The following is a 21,856-nucleotide window of genomic DNA, read 5'->3' as shown; positions in this document are numbered from 1 at the left end:
TTGGGGCGAGAGCCGCCAAGCCGCCATTGAACCATTTCCCGTTTGTGCTGATGAGCGATTTCGGCCCAGATCGTGGTAACTTGCCGTTGACATTGACAACTGTGAGTTGACCGTCTGGAGGCCTTCAGTTGAGCGTTCCAGGTTCGGCGCACCTCGTTCTCGCCGCGGGCGTGGTCCATCTTGATGAACCGTCCGCGGTCTTTGAAGCGATGCTGTCGGGGTGGCGACGCCAGCAGAAGTCCCGGCTGCTTGCCGAGGCCACGATCGAATCGCGATTGGCGTTCGTGCGACGGTTCGCTGCGTTCGCCGAGACGCATCCGTGGGATTGGACGGCCGGCGATGTCGAGGACTTCACGGCGGCTCTGATGTCGGGAAACAACCGCAAGGCGCCCTCGACAATTCGCGGCTACCACATGACGCTGCGGTTGTTTTGTGACTACCTACTCGATGGCCGTTATGGCTGGATCTCGCAGTGCGAGCAGCGGTTCGAAAGGATCCCGTCGCAGGTCTGCCATGACTTCAACACCGCGGCGCATCTGGTCGAATACGAGGGCAAGCCCGCCCGCCGGCCGTTCACCTACGACGAGGTGGAAACGTTGTTCGCGTTCCTTGCCGATCGAGTGGACATCATTGCGCGTTCGGGTCGCAAAGGCGCGTTGGCGGCGTTGCGCGACGCGCAGATGATCAAGACGGCCTACGCCTTCGGGTTACGCCGTCGAGAGCTGTGCTACCTCGACGTGGCCGACCTGCGTCCCAACCCGCGGATGCCGGCGTGGGGAACGTTCGGCGCCGTCCACGTCCGGTATGCCAAGTCCAGCCGCGGCAGCGCCCCTCGGCGTCGCACGGTGCTGGCCGTTCCCGAGTTCGACTGGGTGATCGACGGACTGCGCCAATGGGTCGATCAAGCCCGGCCGCTTCTGAGTCCCGGCAGCCGTCAAGAGTTGTGGCTGACTGAGCGTCGGCAGCGGGTGGCGACCAAGCAAATGGACAAGCGATTCGCCTACTTGCGGGCGCAGGCCGGTCTGCCTCAAGACCTCACCCTGCACTGCCTGCGGCACTCCTATGTGACCCACCTGATCGAGTTCGGTTACCCGGAACGGTTCGTTACCGAGCAGGTCGGACATTCTTACGCCTCGACCACCGCGATTTACACCTCGGTGTCCAACGACTTCAAGACCAAAACGTTGCAGGCGGCGCTGCGCCGCGTCTACGGATCCGCGACGACTGAAGGGAGCCAGGATGAGCACTAGAACCGTCCTCCGGTGGAACCTGCGCCGCCTGATGGCCGAGAACGGCATGTTCGCCACCACCGACCTCGTCGCACCGCTGCACGAACGTGGCGTGGAGATCTCCCGACAGATGGTTCACCGGATCGCTACCAAGCCTCCACAGCGCATCAATCTCGACCTGCTGGCGGCGCTGTGCGACATCCTGGCGTGCACCCCCAACGATCTGTTCGAGCTCGCCCAAGAACAGATCCGCGAGGCACCCGCAGTCAACGACAGCGGGTCCGGGATCGGCGACCTGCGGCCGATCCGCGCCAGGATCCGCCGCCCCGGCGACAACGAGTGAATCGACGAGCCTGCTGGGAGTGCGCAAGCACCAACTACCTGACCCGGCTGACGCATGGGTGTCGCATTTGTGTCGGCTGCCGTCGCAGGCGGCACTACCACCCCGAAACCTGTCCGGGCTGCCATGTCGTGCGGCCGCTGGCATGGCGACGCGGCGAGACGGTGGTGTGCGCGTCATGTGCCGGTGTCGAGTCGATCTTCGGGTGCCGCGAATGCGGGCGCGAAGACCATCCCTACGGGCACAATCGGTGCGCGCGATGCTTCCTGCGTGAACGCCTCAGCGACTTGCTCGCCGACCCGACGACCGGCCAGATTCACCGCCAATTGCGGCCGGTCTTCGACGAGCTGGTGAACTCCGAACGCCCACAAACAGGGCTGTGGTGGCTGCGCAAGAAACCTGGCATCGGCCCCCAACTTCTCGGGCAGATGGCTTGCGGCGCGGTCGACATCAGCCACGACACCTTCCGCACCCTGCCCTCGGATCGTGCCCACGACTACCTTCGCAGTCTTCTCGTCGCGGTCGGTGTCCTGGAACCGTTCGACATCCGCATCGAACGGATGCTGCCCTGGATCGAAGACATCGTCGCCGAACTGCCCGCCGAGGACGCCGCCTTGATTCGCCGATTCGCGCACTGGCAGGTGCTGCGAGGAATGCGCAAGGCCGCCCGTGAAGACCGGTTGACCAAGTCGATGGCCGATGCGTGTCGACGGCGCATCCGCGTCGCGATCGAGTTCGTGGGCTTCCTCGCCCGCCATGACGCCAGTGCGGCGACCGCGACCCAGGATCTGTTGGAGCGCTACCAAGAACACGTCGGCAGGATGCTGAACCATGAGTACGCCTTCATCGTCTGGCTACGCCAATCCCGCACCAACACCAAACTCCGAGTCCCCGACGTCCCGCAGTCACCGCCCTCAGTAACCGTCTCCGATACGCAGCGGTGGGCGGCCGTAGAGCGTCTGCTGCACGACACGACCGTGCGCCGTTATACACGAATTGCGGGCCTGCTCACATTGCTGTTCGCACAGCCGCTTTCACGCATCGTCGCCATGCGCACCAGTCAGGTCGCGATCACCGACGACCGGGCCGTGCACGTCACCTTCAGCAAGATTCCAGTCCAGATGCCGCCGCTCCTCGACGACCTCATCCGTGAGCACCTCGAGCACCGCGGCAAAAGCCTCTACGCCTCACGCGGAACCGGCTGGCTGTTCCGCGGCGGCAACCCTGCAGCGCACCTCGCCACCGAGAACATCCGCTCCCAGCTCGTCGCCATCGGGATCAAGCCCTACGAGAACCGCAAAGCGACCCTCTTCCACCTCTCCGGCGACATGCCCGCACCAGTCCTGGCCGAACTGCTCGGGCTCACCGACAAAAACGCCGCCGACTGGGCCAGACTTGCTGCCCGCGACTGGACCGCCTACATCGCCGAAAGAGCCCGCTGACCGTATCGCTGTGCCTCAGATGGATTTCGCGGCGGCGGTTCCAGCGCTTGAGTTCTCGCGAGTGATTGTTCACTGCGTGGCGTCGACGCTGTCGAGCCTGCACTTCTCCACCCAAGTCGCCAGAAGGCTTAAAGCGGCGAGCCTCTCGGCGGCCTCCTGCGCCGATAGCTGCGTCCGGTCGTGGGTGGTTGGGTTTCGGATCGCAGCATGGACGCCCGTCGAGAAACTCAACAAGCCGCGGTTCATCGATATGACGGTCTGGTCTTGATTACCTCCGAGCCAGCGCAATCGCGGAGCACCAGCCTTGGGTGGACTCTGCGAGAAGGCCTGCGTGAAAACGTCCTTGTCGTCGAGGTCAGTCCTTCCGGTGAGCTGGCGGACGTGGTCGATGACAGCGCCCACGGCGGATGACACCGCTTCGCGGTACAACTCGATGCGCCATTGGCCTCGAGCCGCGCCCCAGACCAAAGGGTGCATATCCTCGATGCTGATGTCGCCGGTGACATCGACACGGTCGACCATCGATTCAAGGATGCCGATGGTGTGTTCGGACGCGGCGAGGATGTCGTCCGGCTGTACGAGCGAGTGCGGCTGGGTGACAGTTATCCACATCTCGAACGGGTTAACCGGACCGCCGAATCCCGGGCGGGATATCCGCACACCGGTGATGTCGGGAAGATGCGCAATACGGCCAGCTGTCCGTGAGCAGCGGCCCTTCGCCGCCACCCATTCGTCGTCTGACACATCAGATCTCGGTGTCACGGCGGGCAGACTGGCGTAGCCGGCAAGTACCTCGTCAGGCAGGTCGGGACCAGCCATCGCCCGAAGCCCAGCGGTGAACTGACACAGCTCGAGCAGGGCGCTGAACGCCCGCTCAAAGTCGCGCACCTGTTCCGCTGCTCGCCGCAGGAACCGTGGATTCAACTTCAGATCGTCATTGTCACCCATGTACGCAGCTCAGGGCCCAGTCGCATACGGCGCGTTCGCCCGCACGTTCTCGGCGGCGCGCTCCGCGTTGTAAGAGCTGGCGAACGACTCACCTGAGGCGGCAACTTTGTCACTCGACCGCCATGCGCGCCACCGCCAGCTTCCGCCGACGTCCTGGAATGTCTCATACCGTGCTGCGGACCCGCCGGACTTGAAGGCATTTGCCGCTCTGGTGGCGTTGGCTTGCGATTCGAAGCCTTCGCCTGCCCAGGCGACCATCTCATGGTTGTCGCCGTACAAGGCCCACGTGGGATAGCGGTTGGCGTCACCAGTGACCGTGACCTTGAAGTACATCGGATCCTCCTGCCTGTTGACCACAGGTACGCAGTCAGCTCGCAACAGTCTTATCAAGAGACACCGACAGCCAGCGCTTGCGACGCAGCGAACAAACTCGCCCTCGAACAGACCTCTGATTTGGGCATTCACCCCACTCGGAATTCGACCCCTCTGCCAATAAGCACGATCACTTAACGACGGACGATATCCGGATAAAGATCCGCGGCGCAGACACCCCGCGTCCCAAGGATTGCGAGACCGCGGATGCGAGGGGTTGCCCGCGAGACACCTCACGGACGTAGGGGGAAGAGTTCTCAACGCGGGAAACGGCGGTCCGAACACTGAGGTGGTGCACTCACTTTGCCGGCACGAATCGTCACGCGGATGCCCATGGAATCTGCGCGCACGGCCTCGCCGATGATGGCGACGAACGGTCCTTCGATGCCATCGCCGACGCGATTTGCGAGAAGGCGAAAAGGGCCCGAAGACCAGCCGGCTGGACGCTGTGATTTCGTTGTGCCTAGCGAGCTAAGCGCGCGGGGCGGCCCGTCTTCTTGGTGGCGATCTTCGACTCTTTGGCGTCGCTATCGGTCTTGCGGTGGGCGGCGAGGAAGTCATCGACGATGTTCGCGCAGTCATTGTGAGTGATGGTGCGAAGCCCGGTCATTCGGGCGAAGGCGAGTGGTCCGACGAGTTGGCAGAGCGCCAGTTCCCGGTCGAAGTCGTCGAGTTCGGCTTGTGCTCTCGGGCTGGTGAGTATGGCGTCAAATGGTTGACGGTACTGGTCAACGACTCGGGCCCGTAGCGCCCCGGATGTGTGGCGCTCATCCGCTTCGTTAGTGGAGCCGGTGGGCCCCAATGAGAGCCACGCGAGTGTCGTGACATGCAGCGGTGCGTCGTTGAAGAGTGCGGCTTGGCGGCTGAGCAATTCGATCAGCTGCTCACGGAGGGGTCCGCTGGTCGGTGCCGGAGTGGTCACTTGCGGAAGTAGGCGTTCGAACGTGGCTGCGAGCAGATGCGACGAACTGTGGAAGTGGCGGTACAGCGTGGTTCGGGCCACTTTGGATGCTTTGGTGACGGCATCGATAGTGACCGCTTCCACCCCACCGGTGCTCAGTAGCGTTGCCGCAGCATCCAGCAGCCGGGTGCGTGACCGGATGCGCCGCGGGTCCACGTCATCGTCAGGGACTGGCGCTGACTGACTGTTGCTCACTCATTCACCTCGGGCGGTCGATTTTCACGCGATGTTGTCCTGGCAGTCTAGCAGTGTGGTACTAACGGTAGCGCAGCGAAACCGATCGTATTGGGGGGTGATGGTGCCCAAAAGCGTGTTGCCGCCGGAGCGGCTGCCCTCGCACACCACGACCTGCATGGGTTGCGGCCCGGACAACCCTCACGGACTGCGGCTAGTGGTGCATCGCAGCGGCGACGCGGTGTACACCGATGTGAGGTTCGACGAGCGGCATATCGGGGCCCCGGGCCTGGCTCACGGCGGGGCAGTGGCCGCCGCATGTGATGACGTCCTGGGCTTCACGTTGTGGATCGCCGGCACCCCGGCGGTGACCCGCACCCTGACGGTCGAATATTTGCGGCCGGTGCCGCTGCATCAGACCCACCGGATTACTGCCCACATCGTCTCTCGTGAAGGGCGGGCGCTGCATGTCACGGCGACAGGCACGGGTGAGGGTGGGATCGCCCGCTTCACCGCCAGTGCAGTGTTCATTGTCGTCAGCCCTGAGCACTTCGCCGCACACGGCGATGTCAGCGCTTTCGGCGATCTTCTGGAGCAGTTCTCGCGCCGCGGCGGTCTGGACCCGGGGCCGTCATGACTTTCCCTCAGGCGCGCAGCCGCGGGAAAACCCTGCCTTCGGAAGCGAACTCGGTCGCTGCAGAGAAGCGGGCCGCTAACGCGTCGCGTTCACGCGCCTCCGCACGGCGCCGGGAAACGATTCTGGATGCAGCTTTGGCCGTGGCCGCGGCCGGTGGTTACGAGGCGGTTCAGATGCGGACGGTTGCCGAGCGGGTCGGCATCGCCGTCGGCACGCTTTACCGCTATTTCCCGGCGAAAACCCACTTGCTGGTAGCAGCGCTGACGCGCGAGTTCCGTCGACTCGACTCGGCCGGCGACTGGGCGGGTGGTGAGGGCACACCGCTGGAACGGCTCGAACGGCTCACCGCACATCTGCATGACCGCTGGCAGCGCGACCCATGGCTGACGACGGCCATGACACGGGCCTTCGCCGTCGCAGACACCCGCGCCGCCGCGGAACTCGACCGCGCGGCCGATGAGATCCAGATCCTGCTAGCCCGCACGCTCAGGGGCGGCGAACCCACCCCCGCCGATCTGCACGTCGCTGGGGTCATCTCCGACATCTGGTTGGCCAACCTCGTGGCCTTCAGCGGCGACCGCGCGACAGCCGCCGACACCCGCGACCGCATTGACCGAGCCACCAGGCGCGTCGTGACCAACGCTGCTCGGCCCACCGCCAACCGATAACGATACTACTGGTATCGCAGCGCTACTTAGCGTACTCTTTGGGGATACGGCTCAACGATGCGTCGAAAAGAGACTGCCATGTACACCCAATGGATCGAAAACCTTGTCGTACAACGCCTCTCGCTGCATGGCGGCCTGGTTCTGGATTTCGATGACTACAACGAAATCGTCATCTCCTGCCCCCTGCTATTGACCCTTCCGGCCGTCGGCACCTACCCCATCGAGGCGGTGCGCATTGACCCCCTCAGGATCGCGACCCACGAACGCCCACTGCTGAACCTCGCCGGCGCAGTGTGCACCCAGGCCTGTTCTAGCGACGATGGAGGACTACACCTGAGCTTCTCGCGCGGACATCGCATCGATGTCGATCCCGACACTGAACAGACAGCGTGGGAACTCTACGGCATGCGCCACGGCTACATGGCCTGCCTACCTCAAGGACGGGTTCGCGTGGTCCGCCATGACCTCCCCGACACCGACGACGCCAACATCGTCAACAGCGCCACGCAATCATCGGCGGGGTCGGCGCGGCAGAGCCACTGATGCGGCCGCGGACGCGGCGACGGGTCGACGTGGGCGGCAATGCGTGGATCAGGTTGAACGTGGACCGGACTGCCCTGGCGACATCGAGGCGGGCGAGCATTCCCCGATGATGCTGTCGAGGTTTTGCTGCACGCGTTCCGCAGCGATGCCGACCGATGGTGAATACAGCATGATGTGGTCGAGGACGCCGTCGTAGCGTCTCAGTTGTTCACGGACTTCGTGTGCCGTCCCGGCGACGCCCATGGTGTCGATCATCTCGTCGGACACCGCGGCGAACATCGCCGGGAAATCGCGCTGGGCGAATGCTTCCCGGATGGTTCGGCCTTCGCTGGCGAATCCGTTCACATCGAGTACCGTCTCGTAGGATTTGACCGAGGAGTAGAACGCAATCTGCTGCGCCAGTTCGCGCCTGGCGACCTCGGCGTCGTCGTGGATGGCGCACATCACCATGGAAATGATTTCCACGTCATTGGGGTCGCGGCCGGTGTGCGCGGCACCCCGGGCGATAGCGGGCCGGACGATCTCCTCGACGTAGGTGGTGGTGAACAGGGGATGTCCGGCCAGGCCGTCGGCCACCCGCCCGGCCGCCTCGCACATCCGGGGCCGGACACCGGCAGTGACGATCGGGATCGGCCGGCTGGGGGGTCCCACGTCGCCGGTCGGGGTGAGATTCATTCTGTAGAAACGGCCCTCGTGATGGATCGGCCCTTCATGCAGGTTCCAGATCCGGCGCAGCAGCATCACGAGTTCTTCCATCCGCAGCGCGGGCGCGGAGGTGTCGGGCACGCCGTGCCAGTCGCTCATCATCCGTTTGGTGCCGTTGCCGATTCCGAGTACCAGCCGTCCGTTGGAGAGTTCGTCGAGATCACGCGCCTCGGTGGCCAGCACCAGGGGGCTTCGGCCGACGCCGTAGAGAATGGAGGAACCGATCCGGCAGTTCTGTGTGCTGTTGGCCATCGCGGCCATGGAGATCGATCCGGACCGGGAGTAGAACTCCGAGGCCCATACGGCGTCGAACCCGGCCGCGTCGGCGGCCTGGGCGGTCTGGGCCAGTGACTTCAAATCCGCGCCGAGAACCGACAGGCCGTAGGTGCTCATGACTGGTCTCCTGTGCGCGGGCGCAGGCCGTCGAACATGACGGCGCTGAGGGTGCTGGCGACCACCGTCTCGTCGAGGTGGTTCTCGGTGACCAGGTACATGAGTGCATTGATGGTGACCGCGCCGAACAGCGCAATGGACGTCGATCGTGCATCGGGCTGGGCGACGAGGGATCCGTCGCGGGCTCCTTCGATGAGCAGAGTTTCAACGGGTTGTTGGTAGGCGGTATTGATCATCTCGGCGATGGCAGGCATGCGGGCCGCTCGTCCCAGTTCGCCGATGAGTGCCCGGCATACCGCTGGCCGCTGCGCCATTGCCCGCAGTTGTGCGCGGATGACAAGTGCGAGGCGTTCGGCACCGGAGCCGTCGGTGTGCACGATCGCGGTCACGGCATCGGAGATGTCCTTGAGGAGGTCTTCGAGCAGGAAGGCAAGGATGTCCTCTTTGCCGGCGAAGTAGTAGTACAGCGTCGCTTTCGGCACACCGGTCACCGCGGCGACGTCTTCGATCTTGGAGTCGTTGAGCCCCTTCTCGGCGAACAAGTCCGCCGCGGCGGGAAGCCGGTCAGAGATCTGACGTGGAATCTTGCGCATTTGCCCCACCTGTCCCGTTCGGCCGGTTTAGACTGCCAGTCTAAACCGTCGTTACTTTGGTGGTAGGAGGTCTTGTGGTCTCGGTGCAGATTCGTTACGACCCGTTCGACGCCTCGATCCTCAACGACCCCTATCCGACGTATCGGTTATTGCGTGACGCGGCTCCGGTGTACCGCGCCGAGGAATCCCATACCTGGGTGTTGAGCCGCCACGCCGATGTCCAGGCCGCAGCACTGGATCACGGCACGTACTCCTCGGTGGACGGCATCTTCCCCACCCCGCCGGGATCGGACTTCATCGGTTCGTTCCTGCCGATGATGATCGTGATGGACCCTCCGCGCCACGACCAGTTGCGTGCCCTGGTCAGCCGGGCGTTCACTCCCCGGCGGGTGGCCGGGCTGCAGGGCGCCATCACACAGATGGCCGCGGAGTTGTTCGAGCGCCTCGACGAGGGTTCCGGATCGGCGGACTTCGTGACCGACTTCGCCGCGATCCTGCCCGCCGCGGTGATCGCCGATCTGCTGGGCGTTCCCGCCACCGATCGTGATCAGTTCCGATTGTGGTCGAGCCAACTGGTCCAGGTCGACGTCAACCACGGACAAACCACCGACGCACTGACCGCCGCCGCCGCGATCTACGCCTACTTCACCGACTTCCTCGCCGACCGCCGCAAGAACCCCCGCGAGGACCTGATGTCGGCGTTGGCCAACGCCACAGTCGACGGGATCGGACTGACCGACGAGGAAGTCCTCGGCTTCTGCGCGCTGCTGCTCGTCGCGGGCTACGAGACCACCACCAATCTGCTGGGGAACTCCGCGGTCGTGCTGGCCCAGCATCGGCAAACCCGCCGACGCCTAGCCGCCGATCGAACACTGTTGGGGCCTGCGGTGGAAGAGTTGCTGCGTTACGACTCACCTGCACAGGGACTTTCACGAACCCTGACCCGCGACGTCACCCTGCACGACACGACGATGCGTCAAGGTGAGAAGGTGCTGCTGTTGTTCGGGTCGGCCAACCGCGACGAGCGTGCCTTCCCCGATCCGGACGTGTTCGACATCGAGCGCACCAGTGAGCACCAGGTCGCCTTCGGTCGCGGCATTCACTTCTGTCTGGGTGCGGCGCTGGCGCGGATGGAGGCCCGCATCGCTCTGGATGCATTGTTGGACCGGGTGCCTGACTGGGAGGTCGATCTTGAATCGGCGCGGCGGCTGCGGTCCGGGCCGATCCGGGGCTACACATCGCTGCCCATCACTTGGACCACACCGGTCTAGCCCGTGCCCCTCTTCGACGACGCGTCGTGTGCTTCACCGCGACGGCCAGGTTCATCGCCGTCGATGTCGAGCACTCCGCCGCGCCGTCGACCTCGGCGCATTCGGCGACATGCTCAAACGATTCGCAGGCTCGAACGGTGATTGAACCCATGGCCGGACAGGAGAAAGGGGCATGGTGGTGGCAATGACATTCGCGCACTTCGATGAGCAGATCGCCGACCAGCTGCTCAGATCGGCGACCACAGCCGGTGGACTGTCGACGTTCCTGAACTTTCGGCACACCGAACTCGCCGCCGGTCGGCTGGTGGCAGAGATGGAAACCCGCGCCGAACTGCTCACACCCTTTGGCACCCTGCACGGCGGATGTCTATCGGCGATGGTCGACCACTGTCTCGGAGTCGTGTTCTACCCCGTCATTCCGGCCGGATCATGGGTCGCCACCACCGAATTCAAGCTGAACCTGCTGCGACCCGTGTCCACCGGTGTGTGTGTCGCCGTCACCGACATCGTGTCACTGGGCAAGCGCAGCGGAGTAGCGCGCATCGACATCAGCAACGGCGACAAAGCCGTCTGCGTAGCCCAGGGCACGGTCACGATCGTGAACGCCGCGGGCAACGCACAATGAAGGCGCTTGTAGCCGGTCGCACGCTTCGGGCGGACTCCGATCTCGCCAGGAATTTGTCATGACCTCCGCCGTGCAGCATCGGGTCCGAACCCAGGACGGGATCACCCTGGCCGCCGACTGCTACGACCACGATGACGCCCGTCCCGTCGTGCTGCTCCTGCACGGCGGCGGCCAGAACCGGCACGCGTGGAGCACTTCAGCGCGTCGCCTCCACGCATGCGGATACACAGTCGTCGCCTACGACACCCGCGGTCACGGCGACAGCGACTGGGACCCCGCCGGCAGGTACGACCTCGAGCGACTCGCGACCGATCTGCTCGCCGTGCGTGAGCACTTCAGCGCGGATATCGCCCCTGCCGTCGTAGGTGCATCCCTTGGGGGCATGACCGTGCTCGGCACGCATCTGTTGACATCCGGGGCGTTGTGGGCGGCGGTTGTCCTGGTCGACGTCACCCCGCGGCTTGAATTCCAGGGCGCTCGTCGCGTAGTGACGTTCATGGCCGCACATCCCGACGGCTTTGGCACCCTCACCGACGCCGCCGAGGTGATCGCCGCGTACAACCCCCATCGCTCGCGCCCGGCCAACGTCGACGGCCTGCGCAAGGTGCTACGGCAGCGTCACGACGGCCGCTGGATCTGGCGGTGGGACCCGGCATTCATTCACTCCAACTTCGACTTCCTCCGCGACGAATCGACCACGGGAACGGAGCAATTCGACGCGATCAGCCACCTGCTGATCGACGGAGCCCGACGGGTCAGCGCCCCAACACTTCTCGTAAGGGGCCTGTTGTCCGACGTGGTCTCCCAAGCCACCGTCGACGAGTTCCAGCAACTGGTTCCCCACGCCGAGACCGTCGACGTATCCGGTACCGGACACATGATCGCCGGCGACGACAACGACGCCTTCAGCTCCGCCGTCACCGAGTTCCTCGGCCGAAGCATCCTCCAGCCCCCGCCGTGATCGGGCAGCGTCGAGCGGCCAGTAAAAGTGGGCCCCACCAAGGTTATTGAAACGCTGCCTATGACTAAGAGGAGGCCCTCACAACGCCTTTCGGCACGCCGAATAGACCGCGACAGGCTCTGGTCGAGCTAGACGCTGCTACGCACTTGTTGGCCACCATCGGCGTCGAAGAGTTCCTTGGTCCAGCGTTCGAGGATTTCTGCGCTGTCCCAGTCGTCGGGATGAAATCCGCCGCGGGTGTAGGAACGAAAGCGCTCAATTGCTGCTGAGCTGAATAGCGGGTTATGCCGGAAGGCTCGAAGGCTGCGCAGCAACCGCACCGGGTTGTAGGCGGCACGGTCACCGGCCAGAGAGCGGGTGGTCTGGATGACCAACTCGCTGAACAAGAGGAGGCTGGCGATCCGCATCCCCCAGACCCTGGTGCGTTCGCTTCCACCGACCGTCTCATAGACATCGAAAGCGACGGCCTTGTGCTCGCATTCTTCCAGTGCGTGCCAGAGCAGAATAGGCCGCACTTCGGTGTAGCCGATGAGTTCTTGAGCTTCGTCGCTGGTGAGAATGATTTCGGCGAATGTCGCCGTATAGTGCTCCAGGGCGGCCGTCACAGCCAGGCGCATCGTGGGAGAAAAACGCTTCTCAAGTCGGCCAACCAACTTCTTGATATGCCGATCGATCCCCTCGGTGGGATAGCCCATCGCTTGGAGCCGATCGTTGAGCAGCTGATGCTGGTGTCGGTGGGTGGCCTCTTGTGCAATGAATCCCTTGACCGCCTCCTTGAGGTCAGCGTCGCTGATGTGGTCCCGGTACTCGCGGACTGACCGGATGAAGAAGTCTTCCCCTTCGGGGAACGTGGCCGACAAGGTGGACACAAAGTGGCTCATCACCAAGTCGCCATCGACGAAGTGCTGCCGACTGGTCCCGGCAGGCATGTCGAATCGAACACGGCGGGGCTTCGGGACGACCCGCGTGGTGGGCCGTGTGGACGAATCGTCGCTCATGTTGTTCTCCCGTTCGTCAAAGGCACGCTGGCAATCTGACTCTAAGCCTTGTCAGAATTAGATGGCAAGCTATCCACGTGGTTTCGGCGCGGGTGTATAGCGGGATGTCCGCCGAGGAGCGTCACCGGAACCGGCGCACCCGTCTCATCGAGGCCGCAACCGAGTTGATCGGCACGCGCGGTGTTGCCGCCGCCACTGTGACTGCCGTCTGCGCTGAATCAGGCGTCACGTCACGCTACTTCTACCAGCACTTCTCCGGCCGAGACGCCCTCCTGCGGGCTGTCTACCAGCAGCTCTATGCCACCTTCCAGGAGGTGATAGTCGACGCGATCCCCGATGCCGGCGAGCCACCGGAGGTGCTGGCGTACGCGCCGATCCGCAGGCTGGTCAGCATGATCGACAACGACCCTCGGCTGGGTCGGATCCTGTTCGTGGAATCTGCAACCGAGCCGCTGCTCCGAGAGCTACGCAGCGAACTGATGGCGGGTTTCACCGACCTCGTCTTGCGCGAAGCCAGACTCCACCTCGACATCGCCGACTCCGCCGTTGGGGTTGCCCATTTGGCTTCGACCTTGGGCGTGGGAGGGCTATTCGAAGTCTTGCGCCGCCGACTCGACGGAGAACTCGAGTTCACCACCGATGAACTCGTTCAGCACTGCGCAGGTTTCCTGGGCAGCCTCGGCAATTACGTGCTGCTGCAGAACACGGACCAGTCGGCCACAACCGAAGCCCGACCCCACAGGTAGCGGCCCGCGGCCCCGCTACGCGATGTGGCCGTCCGTGCATTCGATGTCAACGTCGAGGACCAGCAACAGCAAGACCCTGAACGACATCCAAGGCCAGTGTCGTCGACTGAACAGCGTCGGCCTTGGCTTCCAGAAGCCAACTGAGTGTTCGACCATTCCTCTGCCTACTGTGACCGCGGCCGCGGGCCTACTCGATAGCGGCCGCCACCACGTGCACTACATGCGGTAGCGTAGCGATACCGACAGTATCGCTACGCTACCAGTGGAGGTCTAGTGACCGACGGCACTGCAGATTCCCCAAGCCAGGCCACGCGTTCTGGTCGGCGCGCCAACGGATCCCCCGACCCGGCCGACACCCGCGAGTACAGCGAACGGTTGGCAGCGCTAGCCCGATTCACCCTCCGGCACAAAGCGCTGGTCATCGGGGTATGGCTGGGCGCCGCGGTGGTTCTCGCGCTGCTGTTTCCCCAGCTGGAAACCGTGGTGCGCCAACAGTCGGTGGACCTCATTCCTCGCGATGCGCCGTCCTTGCAGACGGTTGACCGCATGAGCGCCGCGTTCGGCGAAGAAGGCTCGAAAACCATGGTGTTTGTCGCCATGGAAGACCCCAATGGGTTGACTCCGACTGCACGGCAGCGCTACGGCGAACTCGTGAGCCGGTTGCAGACCGAAGGCGACCACGTCCTGCTGGTGCAAGACCTACTGGCCGATCCGATTACCGAAGCCCAGGCGGTCAGCGTCGACCGCAAAGCCTGGTACCTGCCCGTCGGCGTCGCCGGCACCCTCGGAGACCCCACGGCCGCAGAATCCGTCAACGCGGTGCGCGACATCGCCGCGGAGGTGTTCACCGACTCAACCACGACCGTGCAAGTGACGGGACCACCGGCGACCTTCAGCGACATGATCGCCTCCGCTGAGCACGACCTGCTGCTGATCTCAATCGCCACCGCTGGCGTGATCGCCCTGATCCTGCTGATCGTCTACCGGTCGGTGTTCACCGCGCTGTTACCGCTGCTGGTAATCGGGTTGAGCCTGGCAGTCGGGCGCGGCGTGCTGTCCGCCCTCGGCGAGATGGGCATGCCGGTCTCCCAGTTCACCGTCGCCTTCATGACGGCGATCCTGCTCGGCGCCGGAACCGACTACACCGTGTTCCTGATCAGCCGATACCACGAGCAGCGCCGCGCCCAAGTACCCGCCGATCAGGCCATCATCCACGCCACCGCCAGCATCGGGCGCGTCATCCTCGCCTCCGCCGCCACCGTCGCACTCGCGTTCCTGGCCATGGTCTTCGCGCGGCTCAGCGTCTTCGCCGCCCTAGGCCCCGCGTGCGCCATCGCCGTGCTGTTCGGATTTCTGGCCACCGTCACCCTGCTGCCACCCGTGCTGTCGCTAGCCGCCAAACGCGGCATCGGTGAACCCAAACCCGACCGCACCCGCCGCTACTGGAACAGCGTCGCCGTCGCCGTGGTCCGCCGTCCCGTGCCACTACTCATCGTCAGCCTGGTCATCCTGCTCGCCCTATCAGCAGCCGCTGCAACCATCAAAATCAGCTACGACGACCGCAAGGGACAACCAGACACCACAGCCAGCAACCAGGGCTACCACCTGCTGGACCGCCACTTCCGCAAAGACGTCGTCATCAGCGAATTCCTCGTCGTGGAAAACCCGACCGACATGCGGACCGGGAAAGGACTGGCCGACCTCGACGAGATGGCCTCCCGCGTCTCCCAGATCCCCGGCGTCACCAAAGTTTCCGGAGTCACCCGCCCCACCGGAGAGCGCCTCGACCAAGCAGAACTGGCCTGGCAGAACGGCCAGATCGGCGACAAAATGGCCGGGGCGGTCGCCGAGGGCAACTCACGCAAAGACGACCTCGCCAAACTCACCGGCGGCGCCGACCAGCTCGCCGACGGCCTCGCCCAACTCGACAGCACCGTGCGCACCGCCCTCACACCACTGGCCGGAATCCTCACCCAAGCCCAATCCGCAGGAACTCAGGTCAACCAATTCCGGCCACTGCTGCAACAGCTTTCCGCCACTGCCCCCGCCGTCGACCAAGCCATCCAATCCGGCCCAGGACTACGACCGCTGGCCAACCAAGCCCAAAACGCAATCACCCAGCTCGACCCACTCGTCGGCGCCCTCAACACCTCACCGTGGTGTGCCACCACCCCGCAATGCGCCCAAATCCGCGACCAGGTGAAGATCCTGGTCACTCTGCGCGACAGCGGATTCTTCACCCAGATCGCCGACCTCGGGGACCGCTACGATCCCGCCACCAATGCCACAGTCGGTGGCACCCTCGCCAACGTCCAAAACGCAGTCGCCTCGCTGGACAAGGCATTCGGAGCCCTCGGTGACCCCGCCGACCTCGCCACCAACCTCCGCCGATTGCAGGACGGAATCGGACAGCTGGCCTCCGGCGCCCAAGCACTCGCCACCGGCGTCCGCACCCTCGCCGACAGCAACATCGAAATGCTGTCCGGCATGAGCCAGATCGCCACCCAACTGCAAAACTCTTCACGCGCAGCGGCCGACTCCGACTCCTCGAGCGGTTTCTACCTGCCCGCCAACGCATTCGAGAACCGGCAATTCACCGACGTCGCCGAACAATTCCTCTCACCGGACGGCAAAACAGCGCGGTTCATGATCGAAAGCAGCCACGACCCATACAGCGTTGAAGCGATGGACCTCGCCAGCCGCATCACCGACACCGCCAACACCGCACGACCCAACACGTCACTCGCCGACGCCACCGTGTCCGTCGCCGGCTTCCCCGCCGTCAACTCCGATATCCAACGACTCCTATGGGCCGACTTCGCACAACTGGCCATCGCCACCATAATCATCGTCGGCGTCATCCTGGTCCTACTGCTGCGCGCACTCCTGGCACCCCTCTACCTACTAGGCACCGTCGTGCTGAACTACCTCGCCTCGCTCGGCATCGGCGTTGTGGTCTTCCAATGGGGACTGGGCCACGAAATCGCCTGGCCCGTACCGCTGCTGGCGTTCATCATCCTCGTCGCCGTCGGCGCCGACTACAACATGCTGCTCGTCTCACGGCTCCGCGAAGAATCCGGAACCAACATCCGCGTCGGCGTCCTGCGCACCGTGGCAAACACCGGAGCCGTCATCACCTCCGCTGGCCTGATATTCGCCGCCAGCATGTTCGGCCTCATGGTCGGCTCAGTCGCCATCATGATCCAAGCCGGCCTCATCATCGGCTTCGGGCTGCTGCTCGACACCTTCCTCGTGCGCACCCTCACCGTGCCCGCCATCGCCACACTCCTACGCGAAGCCAGCTGGTGGCCCACCAAAGCAACAAACCCGCGACGTGGTCAGACCAACGCAGGAGGCATGAAGGACGCACCTCACGTGCTGGTCCAGGAGAGGTGAGAAGCGAACAGAGCAATACCCGGCGCTACATGCCGACCAGCGTGAGGGCGTATTCACCCCGAATGAATACGACCCCTGCGCCAGTACAGCAGGCCGCTTATCGACGGACGATATTGCGTCCACACCTAATCGGGCACTGCGCAAGACACTGTTCTGCGAGGATTGCGAGGGTAATCAGCGGCATCGGTCCTTGCATTTAGAAGGTGCTCGCGGCCGGCGTCGTTGTCAGGACGGTGCCGCGGGGCTCGTTATCCCAAGGGTCGCCCGCAGACATGAGCGGTGCAGCGATGCGATGGTCGCATCTGAGTCTTGAAAACTGACGTTTGCTGGGGAGACAGTCGGCGCGGTGCTGTACAAAAGGCTCTGACCTTCGGAACCATTGGGAAGCGGGCGCAGGCGTTGACGCGGATCTTCGACAACATCAAACAGGACTTGGGATCGCACCTGGAGAAGACACTCCAGGTGTCCAACACCATGGACGTCGCCGTCGGCTACTTCAACTTGCGTGGCTGGAATGTCTTCGACCAGTTGGTCACCGATAAGGCCGCAAACTGGAGCGAAGGCGATCCGCCGATCGTCCGGATCCTGATCGGCATGGTGACAGCCGGAGTGCAGCAGGAAACGCTCGACGCGCTCCAAGCGGATCTGGAAGGCGCAGACGAATCCGATGCCGACGCGAACGCCGCGCGGGAACGCAAGGCGGTCCTGATCGAGCAACTCCGCTTGCAGCTAATGCGCGGTCTTCCGACCGCGGCGGACCGTGCGGTCCTGCAATCGCTGCGCGAACTGCTCGCCACTGGTGCCGTCGAGATCAAGGTGTTCACCCGCCGACCGCTGCACGGCAAGACCTACATCTGCCACCGCGAGGACCTCAACAATCCGATCACCGGGTTCGTCGGCTCGTCGAATCTCACCCGCCCCGGCCTCACGGTCAACTACGAGCTCAACGTCGATGTCCTCGACACCACGGCCGCCGAGACCCTTGCGCAGTGGTTCTTGGACCGCTGGGCCGATAAGTTCAGTCGGCCGATCACCGCAGACATCCTCGATCTCCTTGACGAGTCCTGGGCTCGCCGCGAGCCCAGGCGACCATACGAGGTGTTCCTGAAGGTCTGCTACGACTTGTCCCGCGACGTGCGCGAGGGATTGGCCGAGTACTCGGTGCCGAGTGCGATCCGAGAGCAGCTCCTGGGCTATCAAGCCACCGCGGTGCAGACCCTGGCCCGGCGGATCATGACCCGCAACGGGACCATGCTCGGCGACGTTGTCGGTCTCGGTAAGACACTGACCGCCATTGCGGTCGCGTTGATGCTCCGCGACGAGCACGGCTACATGCCGCTGGTGGTGTGCCCGAAGAACCTCGTGAAGATGTGGGAAGAACACTTCGAGGCGTACGACCTACACGGCCGCGTAGTGCCGTACTCGATGGCCCACGCGGTCCTGCCGACGCTGCGCCGGTACCAACTGGTCATCGTTGACGAATCCCACACCCTGCGCAACGACGCCCGCCGGGACTACCAGGCGATCCAGAGCTACATTCACGCCAACGACAGCAAAGCGCTGCTGCTGACGGCCACTCCGTACAACATCCGTTTCCAGGACGTGGCCAACCAGCTCGGCCTATACATCGATGACGATGACGACCTGGGCATCGCCCCGGTCAATGCAATCGCCGCCGACCCCCGGCTCGTCGACAAGGTCGACGGGAAGACAACCACGATGGCTGCGTTCCGACGGTCCGAGGATCCGGACGACTGGAAACGCCTGATGAGCGAGCACCTGGTGCGCCGAACTCGCACGTTCATCAAGAACAACTTCGCGCAGACCGACGCTGACGGGCAGTATCTCGAATTCGTCGACGGCAGCAGATTCCGCTTCCCGCAGCGCATCCCGAAGCCAGTCGACCACTCCTTCGGCGACGACGACCCCGCCGCGTTGATGGCCGGCAACGCCACCCTGGACACCATCACCGCGCTGCGGCTGCCCCGCTACGAGCTCGGCAACTACCTATCGCCCACCGCGGCACCGACCGAGGCGGAGCAGGAGTTCATCGACAACCTGGCTCGTGGCCGCGGACACGTCGCCGGGTTTGTCCGCACCACCTTCTACAAGCGGCTTTCATCCTGCGGGCACTCATTCACCCTGTCGCTCAAGCGACACGTCGCCCGCAACGACTTGTTCCTGTACGCCATCGCCAACGGGTTGGCGATCCCCGCCGGCACGATCACTGAGAACCAGTTCGGTGAGGATGACGACCCAAACGACGAGAACAACGAGGACACAGCGGCCAGCGCCGAGGCGCGGTACACGCAACTGCAGGAGACCAACCCGGCAGGCCTGACGTGGATCCGTCCGGAGCTGTTCACCCCCGCTCTGCGTGAGGCTTTGGTCGAGGACACCACCGCGCTTCGGGCGTTGCTCAACCTGTACGGCGATTGGAAACCGGAGACCGATTCCAAGCTCGACGCCCTCATCCACCTGCTGCAGTCCGACCACCTGGACGAGAAGGTCCTCGTTTTCACCGAGTACAAGGACACCGCCGAGTACATCGGAGCCGCGCTGCGGGCTGCGGGCATCGACAAGGTCGACGTTGCCACCGGTGACAGCGAGAACCCGACGCGCATCGCGCAGCGGTTCTCGCCGCAGTCGAACACTCTGCCCGGCCACGAACCCGACGTCACACCCGACGGGGAGCTGCGGGTCCTCATTGCGACTGACGTGCTCAGCGAGGGGCAGAACCTGCAGGACGCGCACATTGTCGTCAACTACGACCTGCCGTGGGCGATCATACGACTCATCCAGCGCGCAGGGCGCGTCGACCGCGTCGGGCAGAAAGCGGACAACGTCCTTCTCTACTCGTTCTTCCACGAGTCGGTGGACAACGTGATCGACCTACGCCGCCGCATCAGCGCACGCCTGCACGCCAACGCGGAGGCCTTCGGCTCCGACGAACTCTTCTTCGGCTCGGACGGCGAAATCCAGACCATCGCCGACCTGTACAACGGGACCCTCGACGACAACGATTCCGGGGACGATGTCGATGCGTCGAGCCTCGCCTACCAGCACTGGATACAGGCGGCCGAAGGGCATGACGATCTCGCGGCGAAGATCGCCGGGATGCCCGACATGATCTCCGCTACGCGCCGAAAGCGCATGACCGACGACGACACCGGGGTGGTGTGCTACGTCCGCACCGACTCCGGAGTCGACGGGTTCGGCCGCGCGACCCCGGACGGCACCACCTCACTGCTCACCGGGCATGAAGTGCTCAAGACCTTCGAAGCTGCCCCCGAGGAGCCCGGCCTGGAGCCAGCTGAGGACCACGACTCTCTCATCGAGACACTGGTCCGCGGCCCGCTATCCACCCCGACCCTGGCAGCTGGACGACTCCGAGGGGTTCGTCGAACCCTATGGAACCGCCTGGGCGCCACGCTGTACAGCCACAACGCCGACACATCGGCGGCTCTCGACGACCTGTATCAGCACCCGCTCACCAAGGACGCCGAAAACCGACTCCGACGCGCCGTCCGCAACCAGGCGAATAACGACGAACTCGCCACGCTGATCACCGCGTTGCACCGCGACGGAGACCTCACCGTCACCGCCCGCAGCGGCAAGGACCCGATCCGCATCGTCTCCAGCATGGGAATCCGCGAATGACCGACAACCGATTCCTCGACCTCGTCGACGCCCACGAATTCCGCACCTTGTTCATCGACGAGCTCGGCTGGGACAACCCCGACCGCCCGCCGCTGACGCTCGAGATCGACGGAACCGACTACACCCTCAACCAGGTGGCTGGGTACAAGGGCCTACGCATCTGGCACTGCCCGGTACTGCCACCCCGGCCCGTGCAGCGGCAGATCGACGTCCTCGTCGGCAAGGACAACTTGGAGCGGCTCGTCATCTTCACCGATGAGCACCGGCAGGAGTGGCGGTGGCCGCGCCGGCAGCAGCTGGGGTCAACCAACGCAAAACTCGTTGTCCACCAGTACCACAACGGTGACCGCACCACTCATCTGGCCGATCGACTCAAAGCGATCGAACTCGACTTCGACGAAGATCTCCCGCTCGTCATGCTGCTGGATCGGATGCGTGATGCGTTCGATCGGGAAGCCGAAACGGCGTCGGTCGCAGCCGCACGCCTCATGGGCACGCTGTACACCCACCTCGAATCCGCCGGTGTCGGTGAGGACGAGGCCACTCTGCTGCTCGCCCGGCTCCTGTTCCTGTTCTTTGGCGATGACGCCGACATGTGGCGCCCGCCTGCCCTATTCGAGAATCACCTGCGCAACCACACCACCCCGGAGACTCTTCACACCGATCTGATCGAACTGTTCGAGGTGCTCAATGCTCCGGCTGATCGCCGGACTGTGGACGCAGGTAGCCCGCTCAGCTTTTTCCGTTACATCAACGGTGGGCTGTTCGAGGACCCGATGCGGTTGCCACACCTGCCGACGGACTTCCGCGGTGCGTTGCTGGAAGCTTGCAGCTTCAACTGGTCGGTGATCTCGCCAGCGGTCTTCGGATCCATGTTCCAGACGGTCAAGAGTAGGGAGGCCCGGCGTCACGGCGGTGAGCACTACACCACCGAAGCGAATATTCTGAAGACGATCCAGCCCTTGTTCCTCGATGAGTACCGCGATCGGCTCGATCGGGCCTGGAATGACAAGGGCCAACTCACCAAGTTGCACAACGACCTTGGGCAGCTTCGAGTCCTCGACCCCGCATTTATGCGAAATTTTGGCGTCTCACGAGACAGCAATGCCGGCGAATCAAGGTCAGGCGAGCGAATCCTGGGGTTTGCCGTTTCAGCTCCTTCGTTGATGATGGCTTGTCCCAGGGTGTTGTCTT

The 21,856-nt window shown here is 64.0% G+C and carries 19 protein-coding genes; 13 read left to right on the top strand and 6 right to left on the bottom strand.

Features of this window, described 5'->3' with window-relative positions; translation table 11 throughout:
- Positions 1-128 precede the first annotated feature (128 nt).
- From H7J93_RS00475 to H7J93_RS00465, 3 genes are all read left to right on the top strand, one after another.
- Positions 129-1,250 (top strand): tyrosine-type recombinase/integrase, encoded by a 1,122-nt coding sequence (locus H7J93_RS00475; protein ID WP_030133894.1) that lies wholly within the window; start codon positions 129-131, stop codon positions 1,248-1,250.
- Entirely contained in the window at positions 1,240-1,572 is a 333-nt protein-coding gene (locus H7J93_RS00470) for a helix-turn-helix domain-containing protein (protein ID WP_030133893.1), read from the top strand. The genes H7J93_RS00475 and H7J93_RS00470 overlap by 11 nt, the downstream gene beginning before the upstream one ends.
- Positions 1,573-1,700: 128 nt before the next feature.
- Positions 1,701-3,011: a hypothetical protein gene (locus H7J93_RS00465; RefSeq protein ID WP_030133892.1), complete on the top strand. Its 1,311-nt coding sequence runs from the start codon at positions 1,701-1,703 to the stop codon at positions 3,009-3,011.
- Positions 3,012-3,080: 69 nt separating this feature from the next.
- Here H7J93_RS00465 and H7J93_RS00460 read toward each other — a convergent pair whose 3' ends face one another.
- From H7J93_RS00460 to H7J93_RS00450, 3 genes are all read right to left on the bottom strand, one after another.
- The gene (locus H7J93_RS00460; RefSeq protein WP_050597092.1) at positions 3,081-3,959 is read right to left on the bottom strand and encodes a TIGR02391 family protein; all 879 of its coding nucleotides are present in this window, start codon (positions 3,957-3,959) and stop codon (positions 3,081-3,083) included.
- Between the two features lie 9 nt (positions 3,960-3,968).
- Positions 3,969-4,316: a YegP family protein gene (locus H7J93_RS00455; RefSeq protein ID WP_231744957.1), complete on the bottom strand. Its 348-nt coding sequence runs from the start codon at positions 4,314-4,316 to the stop codon at positions 3,969-3,971.
- Between the two features lie 478 nt (positions 4,317-4,794).
- Positions 4,795-5,487, bottom strand: coding sequence for a TetR/AcrR family transcriptional regulator (locus tag H7J93_RS00450; RefSeq protein ID WP_013471001.1), 693 nt, complete (start codon positions 5,485-5,487; stop codon positions 4,795-4,797).
- A gap of 100 nt (positions 5,488-5,587) precedes the next feature.
- On the opposite strand from H7J93_RS00450, the gene H7J93_RS00445 reads away from it, so the two are divergent.
- The 3 genes from H7J93_RS00445 (at position 5,588) to H7J93_RS00435 (ending at position 7,314) form a co-directional block, all read left to right on the top strand.
- A complete protein-coding gene (locus H7J93_RS00445; RefSeq protein ID WP_013471000.1) occupies positions 5,588-6,103 on the top strand; it encodes a PaaI family thioesterase in 516 nt (171 codons plus the stop codon).
- Positions 6,100-6,771: a TetR family transcriptional regulator gene (locus H7J93_RS00440; protein WP_030133888.1), complete on the top strand. Its 672-nt coding sequence runs from the start codon at positions 6,100-6,102 to the stop codon at positions 6,769-6,771. Before H7J93_RS00445 ends, H7J93_RS00440 begins: the two co-directional genes overlap by 4 nt.
- Positions 6,772-6,849: 78 nt before the next feature.
- Positions 6,850-7,314 carry a DUF6188 family protein gene (locus H7J93_RS00435; RefSeq protein ID WP_013470998.1) on the top strand — a complete coding sequence of 155 codons (465 nt, stop codon included), beginning with the start codon at positions 6,850-6,852 and terminating at the stop codon, positions 7,312-7,314.
- 48 nt (positions 7,315-7,362) lie between these two features.
- Here H7J93_RS00435 and H7J93_RS00430 read toward each other — a convergent pair whose 3' ends face one another.
- Together H7J93_RS00430 and H7J93_RS00425 are read right to left on the bottom strand one after the other, a co-directional pair.
- Positions 7,363-8,412 carry an LLM class flavin-dependent oxidoreductase gene (locus tag H7J93_RS00430; protein ID WP_013470997.1) on the bottom strand — a complete coding sequence of 350 codons (1,050 nt, stop codon included), beginning with the start codon at positions 8,410-8,412 and terminating at the stop codon, positions 7,363-7,365.
- On the bottom strand, positions 8,409-9,005 hold the full coding sequence (locus H7J93_RS00425) for a TetR/AcrR family transcriptional regulator (RefSeq protein ID WP_013470996.1): 597 nt from the start codon (positions 9,003-9,005) through the stop codon (positions 8,409-8,411). The genes H7J93_RS00430 and H7J93_RS00425 overlap by 4 nt, the downstream gene beginning before the upstream one ends.
- Before the next feature lie 74 nt (positions 9,006-9,079).
- Here H7J93_RS00425 and H7J93_RS00420 point away from each other — a divergent pair, with 74 nt between their 5' ends.
- The 3 genes from H7J93_RS00420 (at position 9,080) to H7J93_RS00410 (ending at position 11,862) form a co-directional block, all read left to right on the top strand.
- Positions 9,080-10,276 (top strand): cytochrome P450, encoded by a 1,197-nt coding sequence (locus H7J93_RS00420; RefSeq protein WP_032698085.1) that lies wholly within the window; start codon positions 9,080-9,082, stop codon positions 10,274-10,276.
- 184 nt (positions 10,277-10,460) lie between these two features.
- Positions 10,461-10,901 (top strand): PaaI family thioesterase, encoded by a 441-nt coding sequence (locus tag H7J93_RS00415; RefSeq protein WP_030133884.1) that lies wholly within the window; start codon positions 10,461-10,463, stop codon positions 10,899-10,901.
- 58 nt (positions 10,902-10,959) lie between these two features.
- The gene (locus H7J93_RS00410) at positions 10,960-11,862 is read left to right on the top strand and encodes an alpha/beta fold hydrolase (protein ID WP_013470993.1); all 903 of its coding nucleotides are present in this window, start codon (positions 10,960-10,962) and stop codon (positions 11,860-11,862) included.
- Between the two features lie 128 nt (positions 11,863-11,990).
- Here H7J93_RS00410 and H7J93_RS00405 read toward each other — a convergent pair whose 3' ends face one another.
- Positions 11,991-12,860, bottom strand: coding sequence for a metal-dependent hydrolase (locus H7J93_RS00405; RefSeq protein ID WP_013470992.1), 870 nt, complete (start codon positions 12,858-12,860; stop codon positions 11,991-11,993).
- A 77-nt stretch (positions 12,861-12,937) separates the two neighbouring features.
- Between H7J93_RS00405 and H7J93_RS00400 the strand changes: the two genes are divergently transcribed.
- The 4 genes from H7J93_RS00400 to H7J93_RS00385 all read left to right on the top strand — a co-directional run.
- A complete protein-coding gene (locus H7J93_RS00400) occupies positions 12,938-13,606 on the top strand; it encodes a TetR/AcrR family transcriptional regulator (protein ID WP_443677667.1) in 669 nt (222 codons plus the stop codon).
- 273 nt (positions 13,607-13,879) lie between these two features.
- On the top strand, positions 13,880-17,002 hold the full coding sequence (locus H7J93_RS00395; protein ID WP_030133881.1) for an MMPL/RND family transporter: 3,123 nt from the start codon (positions 13,880-13,882) through the stop codon (positions 17,000-17,002).
- 309 nt (positions 17,003-17,311) lie between these two features.
- Positions 17,312-20,662, top strand: a complete 3,351-nt coding sequence (locus H7J93_RS00390) for a helicase-related protein (protein WP_236745598.1) — start codon at positions 17,312-17,314, stop codon at positions 20,660-20,662.
- The coding region (locus H7J93_RS00385) for a type IIL restriction-modification enzyme MmeI (RefSeq protein WP_372507744.1) at positions 20,659-21,856 on the top strand (1,198 nt) is incomplete at its 3' end. The genes H7J93_RS00390 and H7J93_RS00385, both read left to right, overlap by 4 nt.

It is taken from the genome of Mycobacterium barrassiae, from assembly GCF_025822765.1.
Taxonomy (GTDB): Bacteria; Actinomycetota; Actinomycetes; order Mycobacteriales; family Mycobacteriaceae; genus Mycobacterium; species Mycobacterium barrassiae.
The sequence above is the reverse complement of the archived record's forward strand: the minus strand, read 5'-3'. Positions and strand labels throughout refer to the sequence as shown.

What these genes read in the sequence shown, in the direction of transcription:
- H7J93_RS00440 (WP_030133888.1), top strand. Translation starts at nt 6,100, where the DNA reads ATGACTTTCCCTCAGGCGCGCAGCCGCGGGAAAACCCTGCCTTCGGAA.
- H7J93_RS00460 (WP_050597092.1), bottom strand. Translation starts at nt 3,959, where the DNA reads ATGGGTGACAATGACGATCTGAAGTTGAATCCACGGTTCCTGCGGCGA.
- H7J93_RS00425 (WP_013470996.1), bottom strand. Translation starts at nt 9,005, where the DNA reads ATGCGCAAGATTCCACGTCAGATCTCTGACCGGCTTCCCGCCGCGGCG.
- H7J93_RS00470 (WP_030133893.1), top strand. Translation starts at nt 1,240, where the DNA reads ATGAGCACTAGAACCGTCCTCCGGTGGAACCTGCGCCGCCTGATGGCC.
- H7J93_RS00435 (WP_013470998.1), top strand. Translation starts at nt 6,850, where the DNA reads ATGTACACCCAATGGATCGAAAACCTTGTCGTACAACGCCTCTCGCTG.
- H7J93_RS00445 (WP_013471000.1), top strand. Translation starts at nt 5,588, where the DNA reads ATGGTGCCCAAAAGCGTGTTGCCGCCGGAGCGGCTGCCCTCGCACACC.
- H7J93_RS00410 (WP_013470993.1), top strand. Translation starts at nt 10,960, where the DNA reads ATGACCTCCGCCGTGCAGCATCGGGTCCGAACCCAGGACGGGATCACC.
- H7J93_RS00430 (WP_013470997.1), bottom strand. Translation starts at nt 8,412, where the DNA reads ATGAGCACCTACGGCCTGTCGGTTCTCGGCGCGGATTTGAAGTCACTG.
- H7J93_RS00415 (WP_030133884.1), top strand. Translation starts at nt 10,461, where the DNA reads ATGACATTCGCGCACTTCGATGAGCAGATCGCCGACCAGCTGCTCAGA.
- H7J93_RS00405 (WP_013470992.1), bottom strand. Translation starts at nt 12,860, where the DNA reads ATGAGCGACGATTCGTCCACACGGCCCACCACGCGGGTCGTCCCGAAG.